The organism is Candidatus Tisiphia endosymbiont of Beris chalybata (assembly GCF_964026555.1).
Lineage (GTDB): Bacteria > Pseudomonadota > Alphaproteobacteria > Rickettsiales > Rickettsiaceae > Tisiphia.
On the sequence record NZ_OZ032159.1, the window covers coordinates 852,411 to 874,987 of the forward strand.

Below are 22,577 nucleotides of genomic sequence, written 5' to 3' on the forward strand. Positions count from 1 at the left end.
TCTGTATATAAGTATTTAATATGCAAAATATATCAAAAACCTATAATCTACAATCTTTAAATTTTTTACGAAATTGCCATTTAAATCTTGGCATTCTAGGAGGTTCATTTGACCCCGCTCATGTCGGCCATTTACTAATCAGTGAACAAGCTATAAAAATATTAAATTTAGATTATATAATTTGGTTAGTGGCACTTCAAAATCCTCTAAAAAAACAATATAAGCTAGATATATTTGCAAGGAGTTTTAATGCAGCGCAAATAGTAAAACATCCAAGGATTTTAGTGTCGTCAGCAGAGTATGATATTGGATCAAATCGCACTTATACTACTCTTCGAAGGTTTAAAGAATTATTTAATACTATAAATTTTATTTTCCTTATGGGTATTGATAATATAAATAATTTCCATAAATGGTATAGGTACCAAGACATACCTAGCGTGTGTAAAATTGTGGTTTTTGATAGACCAAATATCTCGGGGCGTTTGAATTTTAATCGCTTTAATACAGACTTTAAGGCAAATATTGATAAAACAATAAATAATAATATTACAATATATCGTGGAATGATGTCGGAAATTTCCTCTTCGTTGATCCGGGCAAATCTAAAAGGGTAATTATGCTAGAAAATATTGAAACATTGAAAGAATTTATAGTACAATGTTTAGAAGAAAGAAAAGCTGAAGCAATAACTATAATTGATGTAAGAAAGAACACAACTTTAGCGGAATATATTATTCTTGCTAATGGCCGTTCTACTAAAAATGTTGGAGCGATAGCCGAATATGTAGCTTTGGAATTAAAACAACAAGCGGCCATTAATGTTAATATTGAAGGGCTTGGAAAGTCAGAATGGGTACTAATAGATGCGGGAAATATATTAATTAATATATTTTATCCAGCAGTTAGAGAACATTTTAAATTAGAAGAGATGTGGGCTAAAAAAGCATGCCTCCCTACTCCAACCAACTAGTCTATACTGCTTGGAGTAAGGAAAGAGGATTATTAACAATAATGTCATAACCCTAGCAAAATAGACTTCCTGCATAAGTCGATCTAGTTGGTAATTTTGTCGTTGGCTATATTGTCTGGGTAGGCACCGATAGCCGGCCGGCTTAGTTTTTTCTAACAATTCCGTAAAGCTACTTTGACTTATACAGGAAGACTAATAGAAAAAAATAATTAACTTGTGCTAGACAATTGTTAGTTTTTAAACTAAATTTTTGTTATATTTTCAGTAACACGTGTATAATCATTAATACTTAATTAATTAAGTGCACTCGAGTTCCACAGCTGTTTGTTTTATCATACAATATGAAGGCTCTATTTTAGTTTGTGCCATATACTGCTTTAACCTGCCAGGCCCCTCATTTTATTTTGGCCTAGAAGATTATATGCTATAAATCAATTTAGGTAAATTAAGGAGCCGAAAAGTAAAGCGCGTAGTCAAAAGTTACTAGGTTCTGAGAAGAAAATTTTTATAGCTTGATTTATACGTATTTTATCTGCAAAACAGCAGAAATTTTTTGAGGGGTAGGGCACTGTTCCCGCAAAATTTCTACTGTTTTTTGATAAAAATTCTCTATAAATCATTTCGAAAAAATTTCTTTCAAAAGACTTCCTGCATTAATCAAGCTAGTCCTTCGGAATTGTTAGGAGAAACGCGTCCTGCTACCGCAGAGCTCTTGGATGTGCGTGGGGACCTTTCACCTAGGTCTGACGTGCACACTACCAGTTAGATACGAGTTGCGAAAGAGGACTAATTAAAAACAATTCTTGAAGTTCTGCGAGTATATACTTATATCATATTGACTACTACAGTACTTAAATAATATAGGTAAGACCAGGCACTCATAACAAAATAACCAAGTAATTCTTGAAAGTGAAATAATATTATAACCAGTAATTGGTTTTATCAAATAACATAAGGTATAAATGGACGAGCATATCCTGATTAATGTCATAATTTTACTAGGAACTGCCGTATTCGTAGTAGCGTCGCTTAAACGTCTTAACTTAAGCCCAGTGTTAGGTTATTTAATTGCCGGCGCAACCATTGGAGATAATGGGTTCCGAATTGTAACATATGACCAAACTAAATTATTGGGAGAATTAGGAGTAGTATTCTTACTTTTTGCAATAGGCTTAGAGTTATCTTTTAAAAGATTGAAAGTAATGAGGCGGTATGTATTCGGCCTTGGCTCTTTGCAAGTATTAACTACTGCTATAATAGTGGCTGCCGCTGTTGTGTTAATTAACGGTAATAGTAATGCTTCTATCATTATCGGTGGAGGGCTTGCCTTATCATCCACTGCTCTAGTAATGCAAGTGATAGAAGAAAGTCGAAGTCAATCAACTCAACATGGACGTATCGCTTTATCAGTGTTACTATTACAAGATTTAGCAGTAGTACCTCTACTAGTGATTGTGCCCTTACTTGCAGGAAACAGTAAAGCTTCACTAATTTCAGCTTTAGGCATAGCCTTAGTTAAGGCAATTATTGCGCTATTAACTATTTTTATAGCTGGCAGGTTATTATTAAGGCCATTATTTGCTTTAATTTCCTCAGATAATGGAGATGTCAATGAACTACCTATCTCTATGACTTTATTAATAGTCTTATCTGCCGCTTGGGCTACTGAATATTTTGGGCTATCTCTTGCTTTGGGAGCGTTTGTTGCCGGGGTTTTAGTAGCGGAAACAGAATTTCGTATGCAAGCGGAAGAAAGTATATACCCATTTAAAAGTTTATTACTAGGATTATTTTTTATGACAGTAGGAATGAAAATTGATGCATATGAAATATATGCTCAAATTTCTACTATCCTTACTTGTTCTTTAGCTCTCATTATAGTAAAAACCTTAATTATTACTGCCTTGTGTATTTTATTCGGCTTTAATAAAGGTGTTGCTTTGCATGCTGGATTATTATTATCACAAGGAGGAGAGTTTGCTTTTATCTTATTTGGATTGGGCAAAGAAACAGGGATCCTTGAAGAAAATATAGCAAATATTCTGTTATTAACCGTAACTTGTACTATGGCCTTAACTCCTTTATTAGCAATGCTTGGAAAGAAACTCTCTGAAAGGTTAGATAAAGGTTTAGGTAAAACATCTCTTCAAATTATAGAGCTAGGCGCAAGAGACTTAACCAACCACATAATAATTGCCGGTTTTGGCAGTGTGGGTAAAATGATTGCATTGGTTCTAGAAGCTGAAGGCATTAATTATATAGCTCTAGATGTAAATGATGATCTTGTAAAAGAAGAAACGGCTAATGGCTTCCCTGTCTTTAAAGGGGATGTCTCTCAAATTGATACATTAAAAGCCGTAGGGGCGGAAAGGATTTTAGCCTTAGCTCTAACAATGAATAATCATATTACTATTAAAAAATCTCTGCGAACCACCACAAGTTATTTTCCTGATCTTGAAGTTATAGTTCGGTTGAAAAACCTACAAAATGCTAGAGAATTTTATGATGCAGGAGCCACTACTATTATACCAGAAGATTATGAAACTGGCTTACAGTTAGGAGGAACAATTTTAAAGTTTATTGGTATTAGTGAGTATGAGATCAATCGCATTAAAGGACAATTTAGGTCTGGTAATTATGTAATAGCTAAACGGGATGATGCATTAAGCGCATTAGAAGAAAATGAGTCAGAAACATATTAAAGTTCACTCAGATTCAATTTAAAAAATCAGACTAGTCTATTAATTAGGCTTCTTTTGAAACTCGCATTGCACAGGGAATTTGAATAGACCTCTTGCATAACCTAAAGATAATTGAAGAATTTTTAGGAGAAACGAAGTCGAGTACCGCAGCGTACATAGACGTACGTGAGGAACAGAGAGGAGTTTCGACGACAAAATTACCAATTAGATTAGGTTATGCAAGAGGTCTAATGAAAGCCACGAAGTAAAACCGCAGCGCACTGTGGTACAGCTGAGGAACTTGTCTAAACTCAATGTGCAAATTACTAGCTTGATATGAGTTTCGCATGAAGTCTATTATTGTTATCTTGCTAATCAAATCACCCATAATCAAGTCATCAATATGTTGTATAAGTTATTAGACTTTCTGCATACGCCACAGAGCTCTTCGGAATTTATAGCAGAAACGAAGCCAGCCACTAAAGCGTACATAGATATAGCGGAGGAGGAGAGACGAGCTTCGATAACAACATTCGACTTCTTTCCTAGCTCGTATCGCGCTGGTAATTGGGACAATGAATCTAGGCTCAAATCCTCCGCTGAACTTAAGTACGCTGCGGTTTTGCGTGAGTCATATCCTGCAAATTCCTTGCGCGATGCGAACTGCGAAAGAGGCCTATTACCGATTAGATTGTCTTATGTAGAAAGTCTAGTAATGGCTCTGTGGTCAAGACTGTATCTTCATGTGCTTATTTGCTCAACCTTAGCTATTATGCCTCTGTTAGTCCTAGCTGAGGGCAAAAAACTTTCTCTCCCTCGCTTTGCTTCAATCAAATCTAATGAAGTAAATGCACGGGTAGGGCCTAGTATCAAATCATCTATAGAATGGGTATTTATTAAAAAAGGCGAACCTGTAGAAATTATTGAAGAATACGAGCAATGGAGACAGATACAAGATATTAAAGGAGAAGGTGGGTGGGTACATTCGAGTGTATTATCTGGCAAAAGATCAGTAATTATAATAAGCCCTAATCCAGTGAAGCTTACCAAAGCACCTAACGATATTCATAAGGTTAGAGCCATAGTACATAATAAAGTTCGTTGTTTGCTTAATAAATGCCAAAATGATTATTGTCAAATTAGCTGTCAAAAGAAGAAAGGATGGCTTCCTAAGGGTGATTTATGGGGGGTGTATAAGAACGAATAACTAAAATTATTACAATAGATCTCTTTTGTAATATACTACTCGTCTTTCAAAAATTGTTTTTTTATTTTATCATGGACTCACGGGCTCACGTACTGGCATGTACGCTGCGCGCGCTCGCCATTTAAAATAAAATCCAATTCTTGAAGTACGAGCAGTATACCATTTCCAAAAACTAATCATCACGTAGTGGGGTATAGTCAATTCAGGAGAATTTGGTGCTAGGAGCGATGGTAGAGCCTATATATCATAGGCAAGCGACGAGTGACGACGTCACCAACTTCTCCTGAATTGACTATGGCACTGTTAACAAAATAAGTTATACCAATTCCCATTATTAACTAGGCTATTTAGCGCTAGAATATAGGTTGTATTTCTGTTATAATTTTCTTACGATGAGAAAATAGGTAACAGAATAGACCTCTTGCATAACCTAATCTAATTGGTCATTTTGTCGTCGAAACTCCTCTCTGTTCCTCACGTACGTCTATGTACGCTGCGGTACCCGACTTCGTTTCTCCTAAAAATTCTTCAATTATCTTTAGGTTATGCAAGAGGTCTAATGAAAAACAAATCAAAATTACTGGATCAGGAGGTAGTAGAAATAGCCACGAAAGAGCTGAAGAAATTGGGGAATTACGGATATGTAAGCAAGAAGCTAAATGCAGTGATTGCAGCCAGTAAACATTCTATTACAGAAGTAGCTAAGGTATATTGAACTGCGCCCCTATGTTTAGACCAAAAAAGCTTTAAATAGAGAGACTATTATTTTCATAAACTATCTACAAAAATATTATTTTTATAATTTTGTAGCTGTTGTGGTAATAGTGGAATTGTGGGTAAGTCGCAAGACTTATCCATAAATCCACTATATATCTCAAACGGCGTTTTGTACTCCAAAGCCTGATGGGGCCTTTGATTGTTATACCAATTCAACCATTTCGGGATATTATTTTTCAACTCTAAAACTGAAGTACACCGGTATAAATACGACCCCTCATACTTAAACGATCGCCATAAACGCTCAATATGGGCATTATCGTTACACCTGCCTTTGCCCGTCATGCTGATGCTTATGACGCATCTCCTCAATTCATTAATCCAATCCTCGCTGGTAAACTGGCTACCTTGATCACTATTAATTATCGACGGCTTCCCATATTTAGCTATAGCATCTTCTAACGCTAGCAAACAGCTCTCTGTATTTAAACTATTTGATAAACGATATCCTACTACTAATCTAGTATAAACATCGATTAATGCAACCAAATACATAAAACCACTTTGTACCCTTAAATAAGTGATATCCACCTGCCATACCTGATTTGGCTTTATAACCTCTAACCCTGATAGCAAATATGGATAAATAGCTTCTTTTAGGTTTCTTTTACTTGTATTAATCGAAGGGTAAATTGCTTGCAAATTCATTAGTTTCATCAACCTCCTGACTTTTTTGCTGTTAACAATTACCACTTCTCTCCTAAGTATCGCCGTTATTCGCCGGTAACCATATATCGGATAATTACTATAGATCTCAACTATTCTATTACTTAAATAATTATCTTGATCCTTCTCCGAATCCTTGTAATATAGGCTGGAGCGGTTCAGATTCAATAGCTGACTTTGCCGACGAACACTTAAATCTTTATAATCCTTATCTACCATCACTTTCCTCTTTATAGTTTCAACTTGGCAGATACGAGCTGCAAAAAATCGTTTTCTACCTTCAATTTGCCAATAGTTGCATGCAGTTTCTCTATTTCGCTTGTAGAACTAGAGGAATTACCGTTTTCATAGCTAAACTTAAAAATATCAGCACCATTTTCCAAAAATTGTTTCTTCCACCTTGTCATTACCGACCTTGGAACTTGATATTTTGAGATTATTTCAGCAATACTCAAATCTCCTCGGATCATCTCTAGCGATACTTTAAACTTAAATTCTTTACTGTAACTTTTTGGCTTACTCATTTTCGACTGCTCCTATTTTATATTTATTTTAACATAAAATAGTCTCTCTATCACTGCTCTAGTTTTCGGGGCGCATTACGGAATATCGCCTACTTTGAGTGCAAATTTATTTTATGAAATAAATGAATGGAAGGCATTATATATGGTAGTTTACAGGAGACCCCCGCCGTCTGAGGCTCCAAGCCTGTATGTAATGAACAGGTTAGTTGCCTCATTAGGTGGGTTCTTGAACCGAAAACATGATAAAGAACCTGGGGTAAAATCCATGTGGATAGGACTTACTAGACTCAAAGATATTACTTTAACTTATGACATTTTTAACCAATTTAATAGTTGTGGGTAAAGATATGACTTAGTTGTACGCTGCGCTGCTCGACTTTGCCACTCCTCGCTCTTCTTGAAGTTGATTCTATCGTCTACCAATTCTTCAGGTGCGAGCAGTGAACTATAGTTGTAGATTCTAAAAATTAAGAATTTTCATGACCAAATTGGGGATGTAATTGCATTTTTATACCCAAATTTTAGCGTCAATAATAAAGAAAATATGAAATTTTCTTATAATTTATTCAATCTACAACTGTAGTACTAGGCTCAATAGAATACGCTGCGGTTTGGAGTGAAGAGTCTCCTTCCTATAGTCACTTAGGTTAAACTAGCTACGTTGTTGCTGGTCGCTTACCTAGTATCTCCTAGGCTTCATTCCTCGCGCCTAGTATCTAATTCAACCTAAGTGACTATACAAATTACCTAGCAGGCGCGAGTTTCAAAAGAGGCCTAATATATCACAAAATAGCTTTTTGGATAATATCATTAAGTCTTTTAGCAAAACTTCCAGTGTCGCTTACCGGTTCTCCTTCTAAAATGCAAGATTGATCATAAATCAATTTAACCAGCTCATCATTCATATGATCTGTATTGCCTGCAGTTACATCATTATTAATTTTTTCAATAATTTTATGCTTAGGATTTAACTCAAGTATTTTTGCTGAAGCCGATATTAATTGTTTTTGTTCAATTAAGAATCTCTCCATCCGGATATCCATAGCTCCTTCCCCAACCGCAAGGCAAGCAGGGCTTAAGGTGAGCTTTTTAGAGATTCTTACTTCTTTTACTAATTCTCCTAATATTTCCTTAAAATATTCGATTAGCTTGGCGTATTCATCACTAACTTTTTCTTCTTGTACCGTTTCGGAAGGTTGATTTTCTTTTTCTAAGTCTATATCACTTCTAGTAACCGATTTAATAGCATAACCTTTATAATTACTATTAACATTAACCCAAAAATCATCTACTGTGTCTGTAAAAAGTAGTACGTCAATGTTTTTACTTAAAAACCCTTCTATTTGAGGGCTAGAAAGTAATTTTGCAGGATTATCCCCACTTAGGTAATATATAGTATTTTGCTCTTCTTTAAAATTACTAATATAATCGTCAAGGCTAATCATTTTTTCCTGTAAACTACTTCTAAAGATGCCCACTTCAAGCAATTTATCATGATCAGAAGTTGGTTCACATAAACCTTCTTTTAAAGCAGCCCCAAAACTAGACCAAAATTTACTATATTCTTCAATTGACTCATCTTTCTTCTTTTTCAGCTCTCCTAAAACTTTCTTAGTTATAGCCGATTTAATTTTTTCCAAAGTTTTATTATGTTGCAAGGATTCCCGGCTGATATTTAGAGGTAAATCTTCAGAATCAACTACTCCTCTTAAGAATCGTAAATAGGAAGGGATTAAATCTATATTTTCATCAGAGATAAATACCCGTTTTATATATAATTTTACTCTTCTCTTACGATCTGGGTGAAATAAATCAAACGTTTTAGTTGAGGGGATAAATAATAAATTAGTAAATTCGACAGTGCCCTCATTTCTGTTATGGATAGTTATCCAAGGATCATCAACAGCATAGGATAAGGTTTTATAGAAATCCTTATACTGCTCTTCTGTTATCTCGGACTTAGGTCTAGTCCATAATGCGGAAGCTGAATTAAGTTGCACTTCATTAGAAGTAGTTTCATCAATAAAATATATTGGTATTGCTATATGATCAGAATAGCTTTTGACTATATGTTTTAATCTAAAATGATCGACATAACTCTCTTCGTCTTGTTTAACGTGGATTACTACCTCTGTCCCTCTGGCAAAATCATTGTTTTCACAGTCTCCTACCGTATATTCTCCAAGACCATCTGATTGCCAAGTGTACGCTTTTTCTTCGCCTGCTTTCCTAGAGGTGACAGTTATAATATCCGCGACCATAAAGGCAGAATAAAACCCTACCCCGAACTGGCCGATCAGCATACTATCCTTTTTCATATCACCAGAAAGATTCTGCAGGAAATTTCCAGTACCAGACCTGGCAATAGTCCCTAAATTATCAATTAAATCTTCCTGATTCATACCTATACCATTATCTCTAATGATAATCTGTCTTTTTTCTTTATCTATCTTGACAGTAATTTTAAATACTGGATCCTCTTCAATGAGTTTTGGCTCACTAAGAGATAAATAACGTAATTTATCACAGGCATCAGAAGAGTTAGATATTAATTCCCGCATGAAAATTTCTTTATTACTATAAAGAGAATGAATCATTAAGTTTAAAATCTTGCCTACCTCAGCATCAAATTTCTTTTTTTCTTGCGTCATATTTAATCCTATTTTTTTGCATACCTAGACTTAACTATCTTTGTTCATTTTATATAGTGCTTTAAATGAAAATTTAAACAGTCTAACTCAATATTTTTTTATAGCCAGTAGTATACTTTTGAAAGAGGCCTATTTTATCATGGACCCACGTACTTATATGTATGCTGCGCGCGCTATTCAAAATAAAATGATAGTTCTTGAAGTATGAACAGTATATACATTTCCAAAGCTTTTTCCCGATCGTTAGCAGAAAAACTGGCTATCTAGCCAACTTTTCCCTTTAGTGGATAGTACAGGATATACGTGTTGTCTGATTTTATTATAATATTGTTTTATATAATTTTTCTCATCTTTGCTTAACATTTTTAACTCAATTAATTCTTTAGCATAGGGCACTAAAGTAAGAGTATCAAATTCTAAATAATTAACGTTTATATGTGCTTTGTTCTGTAGTTTAGCCTCTTCAATTTTTAAAGTATTTACCTCGCTATTTGAAGCTGTAGAGCCCAGTGCAATGCTTTTAATATACATTAAATTTTCTATTCTAATACCAAAATGTCCTGCTTTATAATAGCCCGGCTCATTAGATACAATCATGCCAGGTTGTAAGACGATTTTATTATTTAAGCTAATGCCCTGAGGCCCCTCATGTACATTTAAAAAGCTCCCTACACCATGTCCTGTACTGTGGGGATAATCTTGGAAATCTTGCCACAAAAACTGTCTAGCTAACACCTCTAAATTTGCGCCGGTAATATTATTTCCTGGGAATTTAATCTTTGATAACGCGATATGTCCTTTCAGAACTTGCGTATAACGTAATTTTTGTTCTGTTGTCGGGCTCCCTATAGCAAAAGTTCTGGTTACATCCGTGGTGCCTCCTTTATATTGCCCCCCTGAATCAATTAACAGTAAACCCTTACCTACAATTTTTTTCGAGCCAAATGGAGAGGCGCGGTAATGGATTACCGCGCCATGCTCTTTAAAACCACAAATAGTTGGGAAACTATCCATAATATAATTAGTTTGTTTAGATCTAAAATCTGTTAATATTTCTCCCAGATTATATTCCGTTTGTTTCCCTAATAAGTCAGTGGATAATGTAAATAAATATGCAAAAAATTCACATAATGCCACCGCATCTTGAATATGACAATTAACAGCATGGGTAACCTCAGTATTGTTCTTACAGGCTTTTAATAATTGGCAAGGATCACTAATTTCTTCTATTATTTTATTACTTAATAAATCCTGAACATAAATAGAGGTCACCTTCTCATCAAATAAGATTTTGCCCTCTTGATTGTGCAATACCACTTCAAAATCTTCTTCGTGGTAAAAGGTTATTTCAGGCCTAGCTAATCTAATATCCTGATTCACTTTTGCAGGGTGAGTAAATAAAAATAAGTTATCTATAGTTATTATAACTTTACCAAGTAGCAGAGGGGAATAAGCAATATCATTCGCTCTGAGGTCTAATAGCCAGCATATTGAATCTAGTGCAGTAATTATAAGAGCGCTAGCTGAATGTTTTGCAGCTAAATCACGCACTAATGCTACCTTATCCTTATAAGAGCATCCTGAGAATTCTATGTCATGCTGGTATATTGTGGAGGCAAGAGAGGCAGGTTTATTAACCCAAATTTTATCTACTAAATTATCAGCTATTTTAAGTAAACGTGGGGCTATTTTAGAAAATATTTTTAATTTAGCAATAGTAAAAAGCTTAGGGTCATAACCTAATATAGCGTCCTTATCTAAATAATTATCCCAAGGAAAATGTATTAAGTTATTAATATCAGCGATATGGAAAAAACTTTGATCTAATTCTAACTTGCTTTGCTCTAAATAACGGCCATCGGTAAAAAATAATCCCTTATCGGCCTCGATTATAGCTAGGCCATTTGTACCGGTAAAATTAGTAATATATTTGAGTCTTTGGCTGCCTGCGGGAGGATATTCACTAAAATATTGGTCATTGGCAGGGACTATATATGCCCTAATTTTATAGTGATCAAAAAGAGCGGTAATGTTGCGGATAGGTGTATGCATAAAAATTTTGTAATATTAGGTTCTGTGAAGGTTTCTATCTAATGGTTGATTTCGTCGTGATTTTCGTTCTCGAATCCTCACTTATACTACTCGTCTTTCAAAAATTGTTTTTTTATTTTATCATGGACTCATGTGCTCACGTACTAGCATGTACGCTGCGCACGCTCGCCATTTAAAATAAAATCCAATTCTTGAAGTATGAGCAGTATACACCCTAGGGCGCTGCGGTTCTGTGAGCAACAATGCCTATAAATCTACTCATGACATAGAAACCTTCACAGAATTACATAGAAACCTTCACAGAACCTAGATTTTTTGCATAATTCGTATCAAGCGGGTAAAGTGTACGGTTATCCCGTGTCTTCTACAAATTCCTATTCGATGCAAATTCATATCAGAGGAGTATAGACACTACTACCCTCTAGGTCTGTTAGATTTAGTAGACCTTGGAGTTAAAGATTTTACCTGACTTTTAGGTTCTTTCTTTTTATTTGTAGTCGTCAGATGGGGCTGTACCTGTTTGACAATCTCTTGAATCTGAACTTGTTCCTCTAAAGTGAAGGAGGTAGGCGCAATTTGTTTTGGTTCCGTAATATTATTTTTTTTCTCTGCAGTCATTGCTGCGCTAGAAGGAGAGGCGATAAGTTTTTGTTCCTTTGCCCCCTGCGGTCTTCTGCCTAGTACCTTATCCCAACTAAAGGACTTGCCCACATATTGTTGAAGCTTGAAAAGCGTTTTTGTACTCAGTAACATTAAGAATTATTACCTTTTTTTAGAAAACTACGAAATGCGTCTTCACTACAACCAATTTTAACTCCTAACTGATATAAAGTAATATTCTGTTTTTCTAATAAATTATTAATAAAATTTGTTAAGTTAATCCTTAATTCTTCTGAGCTTAGTTTAGTATACTTCTGCCCTTTTTCAGCAGAAGGGGGGCTGATACCTAACATTTCATCAATAGAGCATTCAAAAAAATCGGCAAGTTTAACTATCGTTTCTAATCTTGGGTACCTCTCTCCCTCATATAACTTTCGTATAGTAGTCATAGGAATAGCAGATTTATTAGAAAGCTGACTAACCGTGAGTTTTTGCTCTTCCATTTTTTGTTGTAGAAAATTTCTTAGATTACTGAACCAGTCCATATAAATAAATTTTTAAAATTAATCCGTTAAAAACGGTTTTTCCTTGACAACCAAAAAGAAAATTACTAAAGTACAGTTTAATATCTATTAACAATTACCCAGCTGTTTAGCATAATTATTAAATAACTTTGTAATTCTTAAATATATTGAAACTTTATAATATTTTGTACTGATTAATAAAAACGTAACCTCAGTTATATTAATTCCACTTTGTTATAATTTATTAGTTAAACTTAATAAAGGGATTGTTATCAAAAAAACTTTATTACATAAAATATTCTGTAAATATACCCAAAATTTAAATTAGAAGCAAATGTTATCGTTATTGAAGTTAGAATTTTTTAATCTCATCTAAATTATTTTAAAGTCATACATTTATATAGTGTTAACTATAATGGGAAGAAGAGCTTATCATGCAAAATGATCTTAATGAAAAGAAATATAATATAAGTTACGCTAAAGAGATAAAATTACTAAATAATAAAATTATAACTATGTCTGGTTATATAATCGCTATGAGATCTGAAAATATAAAAGAGGCTAAAAAAACTGAGGATGCTTTGAAGCTATTAGTTAAACAAACTCGCGATATTAAGGGAGGAATATGGATTTGTTTAATTACTTTATGGTTCTTAGCTATATTTTTTCTTCAAAGGAATTTTTGATATACTGCTATCTGTTATGGGGGTAAGGTATTAACTATAAATCATTAGTGCGGACACTTTAGGTTAGCAAACAAGAAACTATATATTAGGGTTAAATCCTTGAAGTTGAGGAGGAGATTGCTCAACATTTGTAGTAATATTTGCCACATTATGCTTAATCCCTAACTCGGATACATGTTCATATTTCATGCCATTAGTTAATAACCTATGACCTTCTATATTTAAGGCATTTTTGTCTTCTGTAGAAAATTTAGTTACTATTAACTCAGTAATCTCATACAAAAATTTCCAAGATAATTCAATTCTCTCTTGTAAAGAAAGCTTTTTTATATATACTTCCCTATTATAAACAATCGTATTAGTTGGATAATTTTCTTGTCCGTTCTCACTAACCGCTGTACTTTTTCTGAGTTTATAAAAAAAATAAATGAAGATTGCAATAACGGCTAATAATAAACTCCCTATTATTAAAACAATATTTTGCATAAATGTTCCTGCTGGCCCTTAAGCTATAATTGATAATATTTCTTCTTCCTGCCGTATTAGCGTAGTAGGTCTTTTTCGATACGCGTTTTGAAAGTATAGCCTGCGGTATTTAGCTAGTCCATTAGAATTCCTGCATAAGTCGAAAATGGCTAAGGGGTTTTTAGAAAAAACGAAGCCGAGCACCACAATAGGCAAGGATGTACATGAGGAGCGCCAGGCCACGTTTTGACAACAAAATCACCAAATGATCGAACTTATACAAGAAGTCTATTAAACCCCAGCTGATTTTAACAATTAGGCCTTAAGAATTTTATATTATTCGATCTTCTTGCTGAGTTAAAAATTCTTCTAGCTCAGTTCTGGTATATTCCTTTTCATTTAAGGTTACTTCATGCTCAAAAATATGTTGTACTGTTTTTTCTTCTAATAAAGGACCTGTTAAATTTCCTAAAGCTTTAGGGTTCTTTTGGTAAAAATCGACTATTTTCTGTTCTTGCCCTGGAAAATGCCTTAACTGCGCTATGATCGCTTTGTTGATATCTTCGTGAGTAAGTTGCAGCGCTTTAATTTTCATATATTCAGCTAATATTAACCCTACTCTAACACGGCGTAAAGCTAATTTATGATAATAATCATCAATTTCTTCTTCGGTCTTGTTTTGAAATACACCATTAGAACCACTATTTTTTTCTGTTTGAGCTTTTAATATATTAATTTCTTGAGTTATTAAGGATGGGGGTACTTGAAAAGTTAGTATTTTTTCTAATTGATCAAATAAACTCATTTTCATTATAGTAAGAATAGGTTCCTCTAATTCTTCTTCAATTTTTTTAGAAATTTTATTACATAAAGTTTCTAAGGTATCACAGTCAAACTTTTGAGCAAACTCATCATCGATAATAACTTCTTGTGCTGAATGCACAGCTTTTATTTGTACAATAAATTTAGCAGCTTTTCCTGCGATTTCCTTTAAATGATAATCTTCCGGAAAGGTGATATTGACTTCTACTTCTTCCCCAGCTTTGGCCCCAATAAGCTGATCTTCAAAATTATCAGTAAAAGTTTTACTACCAAGCACTAATTTATAATCTGTAACTTTTCCTCCTGCAAAAGCTTCTCCATCAATATACCCTATAGCATCAATAGTAACTTGATGTCCCTTTTCTGCTGAGTCCATGTTTTCGTTAGTATAGGCTTTTACAGTAGATGCTAAGTTATCTAGTGCAGCGTTAATTTCTTCTTGTTGAATTATGAGCTTTGGACGATTGATAATAATTTGCTTAAATTCTGGTAAAATAATATTGGGCAGTAACTCATATTTTAAAGTAAATTCTAAGTCCTGTTCTTCTTTGTTATAAAGCTCCTCTAAGGAAGGGTCTAGTATAGGATCTCCTATTATATTTAAGGTATAATTTTTAACAACATCCTTTATAGCTTGCGAGATTTCACGGCCCATAACATCAAATTTGACAGATAGTTTATATTTTTTTTCAATAAGTTTAGTAGGCACTTTGCCTGCGCGAAACCCATCAATTTTAACTTTTTGTGATAAAATTGTTAATTCTTTCTGCACCTCATCGATAATTTTAGCCCAGGGAATCACTATTTTAGCCTCAAAATTTAGACTATCATTTTTAAGTTCTGTAACTTGCATACTGAAACTCTCATTCGCAATATTGAAATAGTATATAAAATCTGAAAAAAGTTAAACTAGCTCTGTTTAAAGAAAATTCTGTTAAGAACTAATACAATTTTGTTCCAGCTAGTTTTGATAACGAATTATTGTTATGTATGGTGCGGGTGGAGGGACTTGAACCCCCATGCCTTACAGCGCTAGAACCTAAATCTAGTGCGTCTCCCAGTTTCGCCACACCCGCATTAGTAAATTAGACATTTCACTAAAAAGCTATAATACACATGATATAGCCTTTGTAAATCAATAATTTTAGTATACTCATTAACCTTATGAGCTGTACTAAATAATAGTCCGAATTCTACCACAGGGCAGTAATTTTTAATAAATCTTGCATCTGAGGTGCCGCCACTAGTAGATATTTTTGTATCTAATAATGTAGTATTAGCGGCTACTTGAATAAAATCGGCAATTAACCCTTTTGGTTCCTGGATAAAACAATCCGCTGACACTACACTATTTAATTGATATTCTATTTTATATTGGCAGCAGTTGTCTTGAATAATTTTCTCTATTAATTTTAGTATACTAACAGATGAATGATTATCATTAAAACGAATATTGAATTTTGCGTTAATTTTAGTAGGAATGACATTAGTAGTGTTGTTACCTACATCAATCGAGGTAATTTCTAAATTAGATTCTTGAAAAAATTGACTACCTTCATCTAAACGATAATTAATTAAATTATTTAATATATAAATTAAGCAAGGAATAGGGTTATTTGCTTGCCTGGGATATGCTACGTGACCCCCTGTCCCAAATAACGTAAGATCAAAATTAATACTACCACGCCTACCAATTTTTGCAGTATCGCCTACTTGTTGTTCACTTGTGGGCTCCCCTACGATAGCAAGATCAATTAAGTCGTTAGCACCTACATGTAAATATTTCAGCATTTCTTTGGTTCCATATTCTGCCTTCCCCTCTTCGTCGCTGGTAATTAAAAAACTAATAGAGCCCTTAAGTTTAGGATTTAATGTAATACAATCTAAACTAGCTGCTAAAAAACACGCTATTGCTCCTTTCATATCTACCGTGCCTCTACCATAGATTTTATCTTCTACAATATTGGCAATAAAAGGGTCACTAAGCCATAAAGTTTTATCGCCTGCCGGCACGACATCAACATGTCCAGCAAAACAGATATTAGGTTTAGAATCACCATACACTGCGTAAAGATTAGTGACTTTATTATCATTTGTACCAAATATCTTTATTTCCGTTTTAAAGCTATTTTTTTCGAGTATATTATTGATATATTCTATACAGCCTGCGCTGTTAGGGGTAATGGATTGAAAAGCAATTAAATCCCGAAGAAAATTTATATACATAAGAATATTTAATTTAATTATAGGTTCTGTGAACATTTCCTGCACAGAACCTAGGGCGCTTGGGACTTGTTCTCCATGTCTTCTGCAAATTCCCTGCTGGGTATGGCTATGCAAGAGTTCTATTATACTCGTTCAACTTCAAGAATTGGCGTCGTCGTGCCCTAAAGATCGAGGCTACTCACGTACATGCTAGTACGTGAGCACGTGAGTCCATGATAAAATAAAAAAACAATTTTTGAAAGACGAGTAGTATATATACACTATTCTCTGATCACTAATACAGACACGCTAGCGTGCCGAACAATTTTAGAGGCATTAGGTCCTAACATATATCCGCGGAACTGTGGTCTTACTGCCGAAATCATGATTAAGTCGCCCCTGGCATCATTAGTATATTGAATTACTTCATCATAGATTGCTCCTCGGCCAACATAAAATTCGCCCTCTATATCGTGCGGTACATATTGACTGATTAATTCTTGTAGTTGTACTTGATATTTTTCCTTTTGGATCTTTGCCCAGTTTTTTGGTAGATAGTCTTCAACCATTTTGATACCAAAATCCGAGATAATATAAATGAAATGTAGTTTTGCTTTAAATTTGTCAGCAATATCTAAAGCTTTAGACAATATAATTTTAATAGATTGTTTGTCTGCTAGATCAACCGGTATTATTATATTTTTAAACATAAGCACCTTTTAACAGTAAATTGGTACGATTAAATTCTTATTAACTAATTAGGAGTTAATATATACTCCTATGTTTTGAAAAGTTGTTAGACGAAGGTGAACTTCCAGAAAAGCAAGGTAGCAGCAAAGCCCGAAGAAGCACTAGCGTACATAAAAGTCGCTACCTTCTTTAGGGCCCCGTATACGCACGCCAATCCTTCACAGACCTAGAGTATACTTTAAGTTCGATATAAGAACAACTATTCTTACAAACGAATTGCCTAGCTAAATCACTTTGGCCATAAGTCGCGCTAGGCTTCCCTTCTTGCGCCTAGTATCTCATTCAACTGAATTCACTATATCCCATATAAATCATGAAAGATACTTTTCTCTATCTAACGTACCTTCGCTGCTATCGATAATCAAAGTAATTGTAGCATCTCCCGTAATATTAATCGCTGTGCGTAATAGATCTAGTACTCTATCAATGCCCGCTATCATGGCCACTCCCTCTATTGGCATATTGACTGATGATAAGACCATTGGCAGCATTATCAAAGAAGCGCCAGGAATTCCTGCTCCTCCTATGGAGCCAAGGGTGGAGGTTAAAATAATAACTAAATAATCATGGAATGCTAAATCTATGCCCATCATTTGAGCAAAGAATATGGTAGTAAGTCCTAGGTTAATAGCGAATCCATCCATGTTAATGGAGGCGCCAAGCGGCAGTATAAAAGAAGTGCTAGATTCTGAAATACCAAGTTTTTCTTGGCATACTTTCATTGTAGTTCCTAGACTTGCTTTGCTGCTACCTGTAGATAGGGCTAATATTTGATATTCTAAACTTTTTTTATAAAAAGGTAACGGGGATATACGTCCAAATACATAAATTAGAATACCAAAAATACCATATTGGCATAACATAGCAATCACTATGGAAATCACTAGCTTTGATAAGCTAACCATTATATCGAGCCCTTGGGTACCAACTACCCAAGCAGTTAATGCAAATGCTCCATAGGGGGACAATTGGATAATCACCGATATCATTTTTAAAATTATTTTTGAAAATAGATGAAATAAATCTTTAATTGGCGCAGTAACGGCCCCCATTTTATTTATTATAACTCCAGAAAATATTGCAAAAAATACTATTTGTAATACATTAGAATTAGCAAAAGCTGCCACTGCATTATCAGGTATGATTTCTACAAAAAAATTAATTAAATTGAAGCTTTTTGTTGGCACGATATTTGTTGGCGAATCAAAATTTACATGTATACCGTGGCCAGGCTTTAATATGAGAGCTACTGAGATCCCAAAAATTACTGCACATAAGGTGGTACCTAAAAATGCGGCCACCGATTTCATTCCGACCCTGCCAAGGGTAGAAGGATCGCTCATGCTAGTGATCCCTGTTACTAAACTAAAAAATATCAAAGGTGCGATAATCATTTTAATGAGACGTAAAAAAATGTCTCCTATAGGCTTGATATACGATACATATTGCGGAAAACATCTTCCTACCATTATACCCAAGATTAACCCCAAGGTAACTTTCATCCATAATTTCATATTTATCCTTAATTAAATTATAGAGTGTTTTGATTCATGAATACGCAAATTTAGCTTAAGTTCGCGATAAGGAAAAATATCTTTATCACGAATTGCCTTATTAAGTATAGTCAGTTAAGCTGAATTAGGGACCAGGAGCGAGGCGTGAAGCCCAGGGATATAGTCAATTAATATAAATTATCGTTGGCTTGTTGCTGTTCATCGTATTCCTAGGCTTCGCGCCTCGCTCTTAGCCCCTAACTCATCTTAATTAACTATTATATACTACATGAGCAACGAGCCAACGCCCATAATAGACTATAATCAAAATGCTTATTTGAGGCGGTGCAGTACACCTGCAAATTGAAGAGAGTATTTTTTTGGATAATCTGGGCTCTAATAAACACTCTGTCAACCTTAGATCCCTTGCATAATCCAATTTAAATACTTAGGTAACCCATCTTGAATCTCTAACTTTATTATTTGTGGAAGATCATAGTTGTGGATATCGGTAATTACCTTTTCTATCTTGCTGTAGTCTGCAGATTTTGCCTTTATCACCACTCGATATTCTAATTGAGAAGAAATTTTACCTTCCCATTTAAAATAGCTGGTAATATTATCTACCTGTATACAAGCAGCTAGTCCTGTGTCTAACAACTGATTAACTAACCGATTTACTAGCTGTTGATCGTTAGAAGTAGTTAAAATCATACAACAACCTTGTACCACTTATACCTCAACAAAGCAATTAGGTGTTTCAAATAATTTCACTTTTGTAATAATAAAATGATTACTAGTAAATAAATTTGGTAATATATCTATTTTTAAATGTAACGCTAAGTTTTCAGCGGTTGGATTTTGTTGCATATAATAGATTTTTTGTCCTGTCCATCGTGCTACATTTTCTCCCATTTCTTTGTCATTTTGGTGTAGAATAAGGTTATGATCAAGATTATCATCAATCCACCTTTTTATTATTAACTTCATTTGTCCAAAATCTACCACCATACCAAGAGGATCTGTAACAGAAGAATTAGCGGTTACCTCTAAAACATAACGGTGCCCATGTAGATATTGGCATTTATTGGTATGGCCAATAATTCTATGCCCTGCATCAAACTCAACTTTACGTGTACATTGAATCATAATTATATAACCTAAGGTTAAGAAAATCTAATTAATTATAGCAGCTTTCCTAGAATTATAATTCCAGGTTAAGGAAAAAAATGCTGCTCCTAGAAAAGCAGCTAAGCTAAAGAATATAAACACTCCGCCCCAACCAAAACTATCGGAGATCCACCCTACACATATCCCTGCGATAGCAGAACCAAGATAACCAAATAAGCCAGACAGTCCATTGGCAGTACCTACAACCTGTTTGTTAGTAAAGTCTGCAGTAGCTATTCCAATTAGCACTTGAGGGCCTGATACAAAGATCCCCGCTAAAGTAATACTAATTAAGCTTAAAATTTCATACTCTTGGGGAAGCTGCCAAAATACAATTAAAGTAATAGATAAGGCCAGCATAAAAACTGAACCTACAGGCCCTCTCCTTCCCTGAAACATTTTGTCTGACATCCATCCAGCCCCAATTCCTCCAGCCAAACCTACAATTTCATATGAGGCAATTTGCCAGCCAACTGCTGAGATGGATATATTTTTTAACTGATACAAAAAGAGGGGAGCCCAAAAAACAATTCCTAACCGTACCATATAGACAAACATATTAGCTATGCAAACATACCACATTAATTTATTATGAAATATCAGTTTGCATAAAGTAAGTATAGATAAATTTTGGTACTCATCTGTAGTAGGTAACTCGCACTCTTTATATTCTTCTACTACTGGTAAACCTACATCAGCGGGGGAATTACGCAGCCTATTATATAAAAATAAAGAAATTATTAAAGCTAGTATTCCTGGAATAATGAATGCTGATTCCCAGCCATAATGCTCTACTAAATAGCCACATATTATCATAGACATTGCTCCTCCTAACTGATTAGAAGTAGCGCCTAACGACCATTTGATCCCTAACTCTTTAGGGGCATACCAATGGGTTAACATGCGTGTTGCGGGAGGCCAACCCATTGACTGAAACCAATTATTTAAAATCCATAAAAGCCCTAATATTACGATGCTCGACACAAAAGCGGTAGTAAAAGTTATTACTCCTACAGCTAATAGCCCTAGCACCATAAATATGCGCCCATTAGATCGATCGCTAAGAAAGCCATTGCATAATTTACCTATACCATAAACTATAGAAGCGGCTGTTAAAATCCATCCCAGTTGAGTTTTGGTTACTTCAAAATGTTCCATTAAAGCTGGCATAGCAATGTTAAAATTCTGCCGACACAAATAAAAAGTTGAATAGCCAATAATTATTGAATATAAAATTCTGATACGCCAACTATTATATTTTTTTACATAAGTAGGCCTTTTTTTGATAGGATTATTTTCCATAATTGCCTTATGTGTATTAATAATTTTAGGTTTTGTTACATATACTACTCGTCTTTCAAAAATTGTTTTTTTATTTTATCATGGACTCACGTGCTCACGTACTGGCATGTACGCTGCGCGCGCTCGCCATTTAAAATAAAATCCAATTCTTGAAGTACGAGCAGTATACTCTAGGTTCTATGAAGTTTTCTATCTAATGGTCGGATTTCATCGTTATTTTCATTCTCGAATCCTCACCCACATTTAGTACGCTACGGTTCTGTGATCAATATAAATCTACTCATTACATAGAAACCTTCACAGAATCTAGCAATTTCAAGAATTAGCGCCACCGTTATTTTCATTCTCGAATCCTCAGCTGCCCCTAGTACCTTGCGGTTCTGCAAGCGAAAATGACTATCAATCTATTTATTGCATAGAAATGTTCACAGCACCTAGAAGGAAATATGAGATAAAAGGATTTAAAACAAATGCGCTTCAACTTTCTATTTTGTCAACACAACCTAGAAAGGGGAAAATTAAATAGACCTCTTCTGCCACTCGTATAGCGCAGGTAATTTGTACCTCGAACCTAGGGGCTCCGCTATAGTATAGTCCATTAAGGTGTGTACAGGGTATTTATCTTCAAGTATACATAGCTACTATATTTTCCGCATACTATCATGTCCGTATCATAATGATATAAGCTACCCACTCAAGTGTGATGCGATTTTGGGTCAAAGAGTCCACCTCAAAATTCCTGCTCGATGCGAGTGGTGATAAGTTGCCTAAAGAAGTAGACTTCCTTCATAAGTCGATCTAGGTTCTGTGAAGGTTTCTATCTAATGGTCGATTTCGTCGTTATTTTCGTTCTCAGATCCTCACATACACCCTAGTGCGCTGCGGTTCTATGAGCAAAAATGCCTATAAATCTACTCATTACCTAGAAACCTTCACAGAACCTAGTTGGTGTCGATTGGGGGATTGATTTTGTCGTCAAAACTTGCCTCCGCTCCTCATGTATATTCTTGTCAACTGCGGTTTCAGCTT

General features: G+C 34.6%; 22 protein-coding genes and 1 tRNA gene. 8 read left to right on the forward strand and 15 right to left on the reverse strand.

Annotation, left to right across the window (positions count from 1 at the left end):
• The first annotated feature begins 20 nt into the window (after nt 1-20).
• From AAGD44_RS04065 to AAGD44_RS04090, 6 genes are all read left to right on the forward strand, one after another.
• A complete protein-coding gene (locus tag AAGD44_RS04065) occupies nt 21-617 on the forward strand; it encodes a nicotinate-nucleotide adenylyltransferase (protein WP_341763499.1) in 597 nt (198 codons plus the stop codon).
• Nucleotides 618-619: 2 nt separating this feature from the next.
• Nucleotides 620-973, forward strand: a complete 354-nt coding sequence (gene rsfS / locus AAGD44_RS04070) for a ribosome silencing factor (protein WP_341763500.1) — start codon at nt 620-622, stop codon at nt 971-973.
• Between the two features lie 962 nt (nt 974-1,935).
• Nucleotides 1,936-3,675, forward strand: a complete 1,740-nt coding sequence (locus AAGD44_RS04075) for a cation:proton antiporter (protein WP_341763501.1) — start codon at nt 1,936-1,938, stop codon at nt 3,673-3,675.
• Between the two features lie 92 nt (nt 3,676-3,767).
• Complete coding sequence (locus tag AAGD44_RS04080) at nt 3,768-3,923, forward strand: palindromic element RPE1 domain-containing protein (RefSeq protein WP_341763502.1); 156 nt, start codon at nt 3,768-3,770, stop codon at nt 3,921-3,923.
• Nucleotides 3,924-4,369: 446 nt separating this feature from the next.
• Nucleotides 4,370-4,861: an SH3 domain-containing protein gene (locus AAGD44_RS04085; RefSeq protein WP_410521008.1), complete on the forward strand. Its 492-nt coding sequence runs from the start codon at nt 4,370-4,372 to the stop codon at nt 4,859-4,861.
• 559 nt (nt 4,862-5,420) lie between these two features.
• Nucleotides 5,421-5,576: a hypothetical protein gene (locus AAGD44_RS04090; RefSeq protein WP_341763503.1), complete on the forward strand. Its 156-nt coding sequence runs from the start codon at nt 5,421-5,423 to the stop codon at nt 5,574-5,576.
• A 53-nt stretch (nt 5,577-5,629) separates the two neighbouring features.
• Here AAGD44_RS04090 and AAGD44_RS04095 read toward each other — a convergent pair whose 3' ends face one another.
• Both AAGD44_RS04095 and AAGD44_RS04100 read right to left on the reverse strand, forming a co-directional pair.
• Complete coding sequence (locus AAGD44_RS04095) at nt 5,630-6,523, reverse strand: IS3 family transposase (RefSeq protein WP_341763476.1); 894 nt, start codon at nt 6,521-6,523, stop codon at nt 5,630-5,632.
• An 11-nt stretch (nt 6,524-6,534) separates the two neighbouring features.
• Complete coding sequence (locus AAGD44_RS04100; RefSeq protein WP_341763459.1) at nt 6,535-6,828, reverse strand: hypothetical protein; 294 nt, start codon at nt 6,826-6,828, stop codon at nt 6,535-6,537.
• A gap of 94 nt (nt 6,829-6,922) precedes the next feature.
• On the opposite strand from AAGD44_RS04100, the gene AAGD44_RS04105 reads away from it, so the two are divergent.
• Entirely contained in the window at nt 6,923-7,171 is a 249-nt protein-coding gene (locus tag AAGD44_RS04105) for an IS4 family transposase (protein WP_341763504.1), read from the forward strand.
• Nucleotides 7,172-7,610: 439 nt separating this feature from the next.
• Here the strand turns inward: AAGD44_RS04105 and htpG are convergent, their stop codons facing one another.
• The 4 genes from htpG to AAGD44_RS04125 all read right to left on the reverse strand — a co-directional run bounded on the left by htpG (nt 7,611) and on the right by AAGD44_RS04125 (nt 12,676).
• Complete coding sequence (htpG, locus tag AAGD44_RS04110; protein ID WP_341763505.1) at nt 7,611-9,479, reverse strand: molecular chaperone HtpG; 1,869 nt, start codon at nt 9,477-9,479, stop codon at nt 7,611-7,613.
• Between the two features lie 243 nt (nt 9,480-9,722).
• Nucleotides 9,723-11,531 carry an aminopeptidase P family protein gene (locus AAGD44_RS04115; protein ID WP_341763506.1) on the reverse strand — a complete coding sequence of 603 codons (1,809 nt, stop codon included), beginning with the start codon at nt 11,529-11,531 and terminating at the stop codon, nt 9,723-9,725.
• 414 nt (nt 11,532-11,945) lie between these two features.
• Nucleotides 11,946-12,284 carry a hypothetical protein gene (locus AAGD44_RS04120; protein WP_341763507.1) on the reverse strand — a complete coding sequence of 113 codons (339 nt, stop codon included), beginning with the start codon at nt 12,282-12,284 and terminating at the stop codon, nt 11,946-11,948.
• A complete protein-coding gene (locus tag AAGD44_RS04125; RefSeq protein WP_341763508.1) occupies nt 12,284-12,676 on the reverse strand; it encodes a helix-turn-helix transcriptional regulator in 393 nt (130 codons plus the stop codon). Before AAGD44_RS04125 ends, AAGD44_RS04120 begins: the two co-directional genes overlap by 1 nt.
• Nucleotides 12,677-13,089: 413 nt before the next feature.
• On the opposite strand from AAGD44_RS04125, the gene AAGD44_RS04130 reads away from it, so the two are divergent.
• Nucleotides 13,090-13,341, forward strand: coding sequence for a hypothetical protein (locus AAGD44_RS04130; RefSeq protein ID WP_341763509.1), 252 nt, complete (start codon nt 13,090-13,092; stop codon nt 13,339-13,341).
• Nucleotides 13,342-13,419: 78 nt separating this feature from the next.
• Here AAGD44_RS04130 and AAGD44_RS04135 read toward each other — a convergent pair whose 3' ends face one another.
• From AAGD44_RS04135 to AAGD44_RS04175, 9 genes are all read right to left on the reverse strand, one after another.
• Nucleotides 13,420-13,827, reverse strand: coding sequence for a DUF2660 domain-containing protein (locus AAGD44_RS04135; RefSeq protein WP_341763510.1), 408 nt, complete (start codon nt 13,825-13,827; stop codon nt 13,420-13,422).
• Nucleotides 13,828-14,137: 310 nt separating this feature from the next.
• Entirely contained in the window at nt 14,138-15,481 is a 1,344-nt protein-coding gene (tig, locus tag AAGD44_RS04140) for a trigger factor (RefSeq protein ID WP_341763511.1), read from the reverse strand.
• 138 nt (nt 15,482-15,619) lie between these two features.
• Nucleotides 15,620-15,704, reverse strand: a tRNA-Leu gene (locus tag AAGD44_RS04145).
• A gap of 1 nt (nt 15,705) precedes the next feature.
• Complete coding sequence (gene dapE / locus AAGD44_RS04150) at nt 15,706-16,854, reverse strand: succinyl-diaminopimelate desuccinylase (protein WP_341764679.1); 1,149 nt, start codon at nt 16,852-16,854, stop codon at nt 15,706-15,708.
• 260 nt (nt 16,855-17,114) lie between these two features.
• Nucleotides 17,115-17,543 carry a universal stress protein gene (locus AAGD44_RS04155; RefSeq protein ID WP_341763512.1) on the reverse strand — a complete coding sequence of 143 codons (429 nt, stop codon included), beginning with the start codon at nt 17,541-17,543 and terminating at the stop codon, nt 17,115-17,117.
• Between the two features lie 351 nt (nt 17,544-17,894).
• Nucleotides 17,895-19,097: a dicarboxylate/amino acid:cation symporter gene (locus AAGD44_RS04160; RefSeq protein ID WP_341763513.1), complete on the reverse strand. Its 1,203-nt coding sequence runs from the start codon at nt 19,095-19,097 to the stop codon at nt 17,895-17,897.
• A 396-nt stretch (nt 19,098-19,493) separates the two neighbouring features.
• Nucleotides 19,494-19,790, reverse strand: a complete 297-nt coding sequence (gene cutA, locus AAGD44_RS04165; protein WP_341763514.1) for a divalent-cation tolerance protein CutA — start codon at nt 19,788-19,790, stop codon at nt 19,494-19,496.
• 18 nt (nt 19,791-19,808) lie between these two features.
• Nucleotides 19,809-20,225 carry a 6-carboxytetrahydropterin synthase gene (locus AAGD44_RS04170; RefSeq protein ID WP_341763515.1) on the reverse strand — a complete coding sequence of 139 codons (417 nt, stop codon included), beginning with the start codon at nt 20,223-20,225 and terminating at the stop codon, nt 19,809-19,811.
• Between the two features lie 27 nt (nt 20,226-20,252).
• Nucleotides 20,253-21,548, reverse strand: a complete 1,296-nt coding sequence (locus AAGD44_RS04175; protein WP_341763516.1) for an MFS transporter — start codon at nt 21,546-21,548, stop codon at nt 20,253-20,255.
• Nucleotides 21,549-22,577: the final 1,029 nt, after the last annotated feature.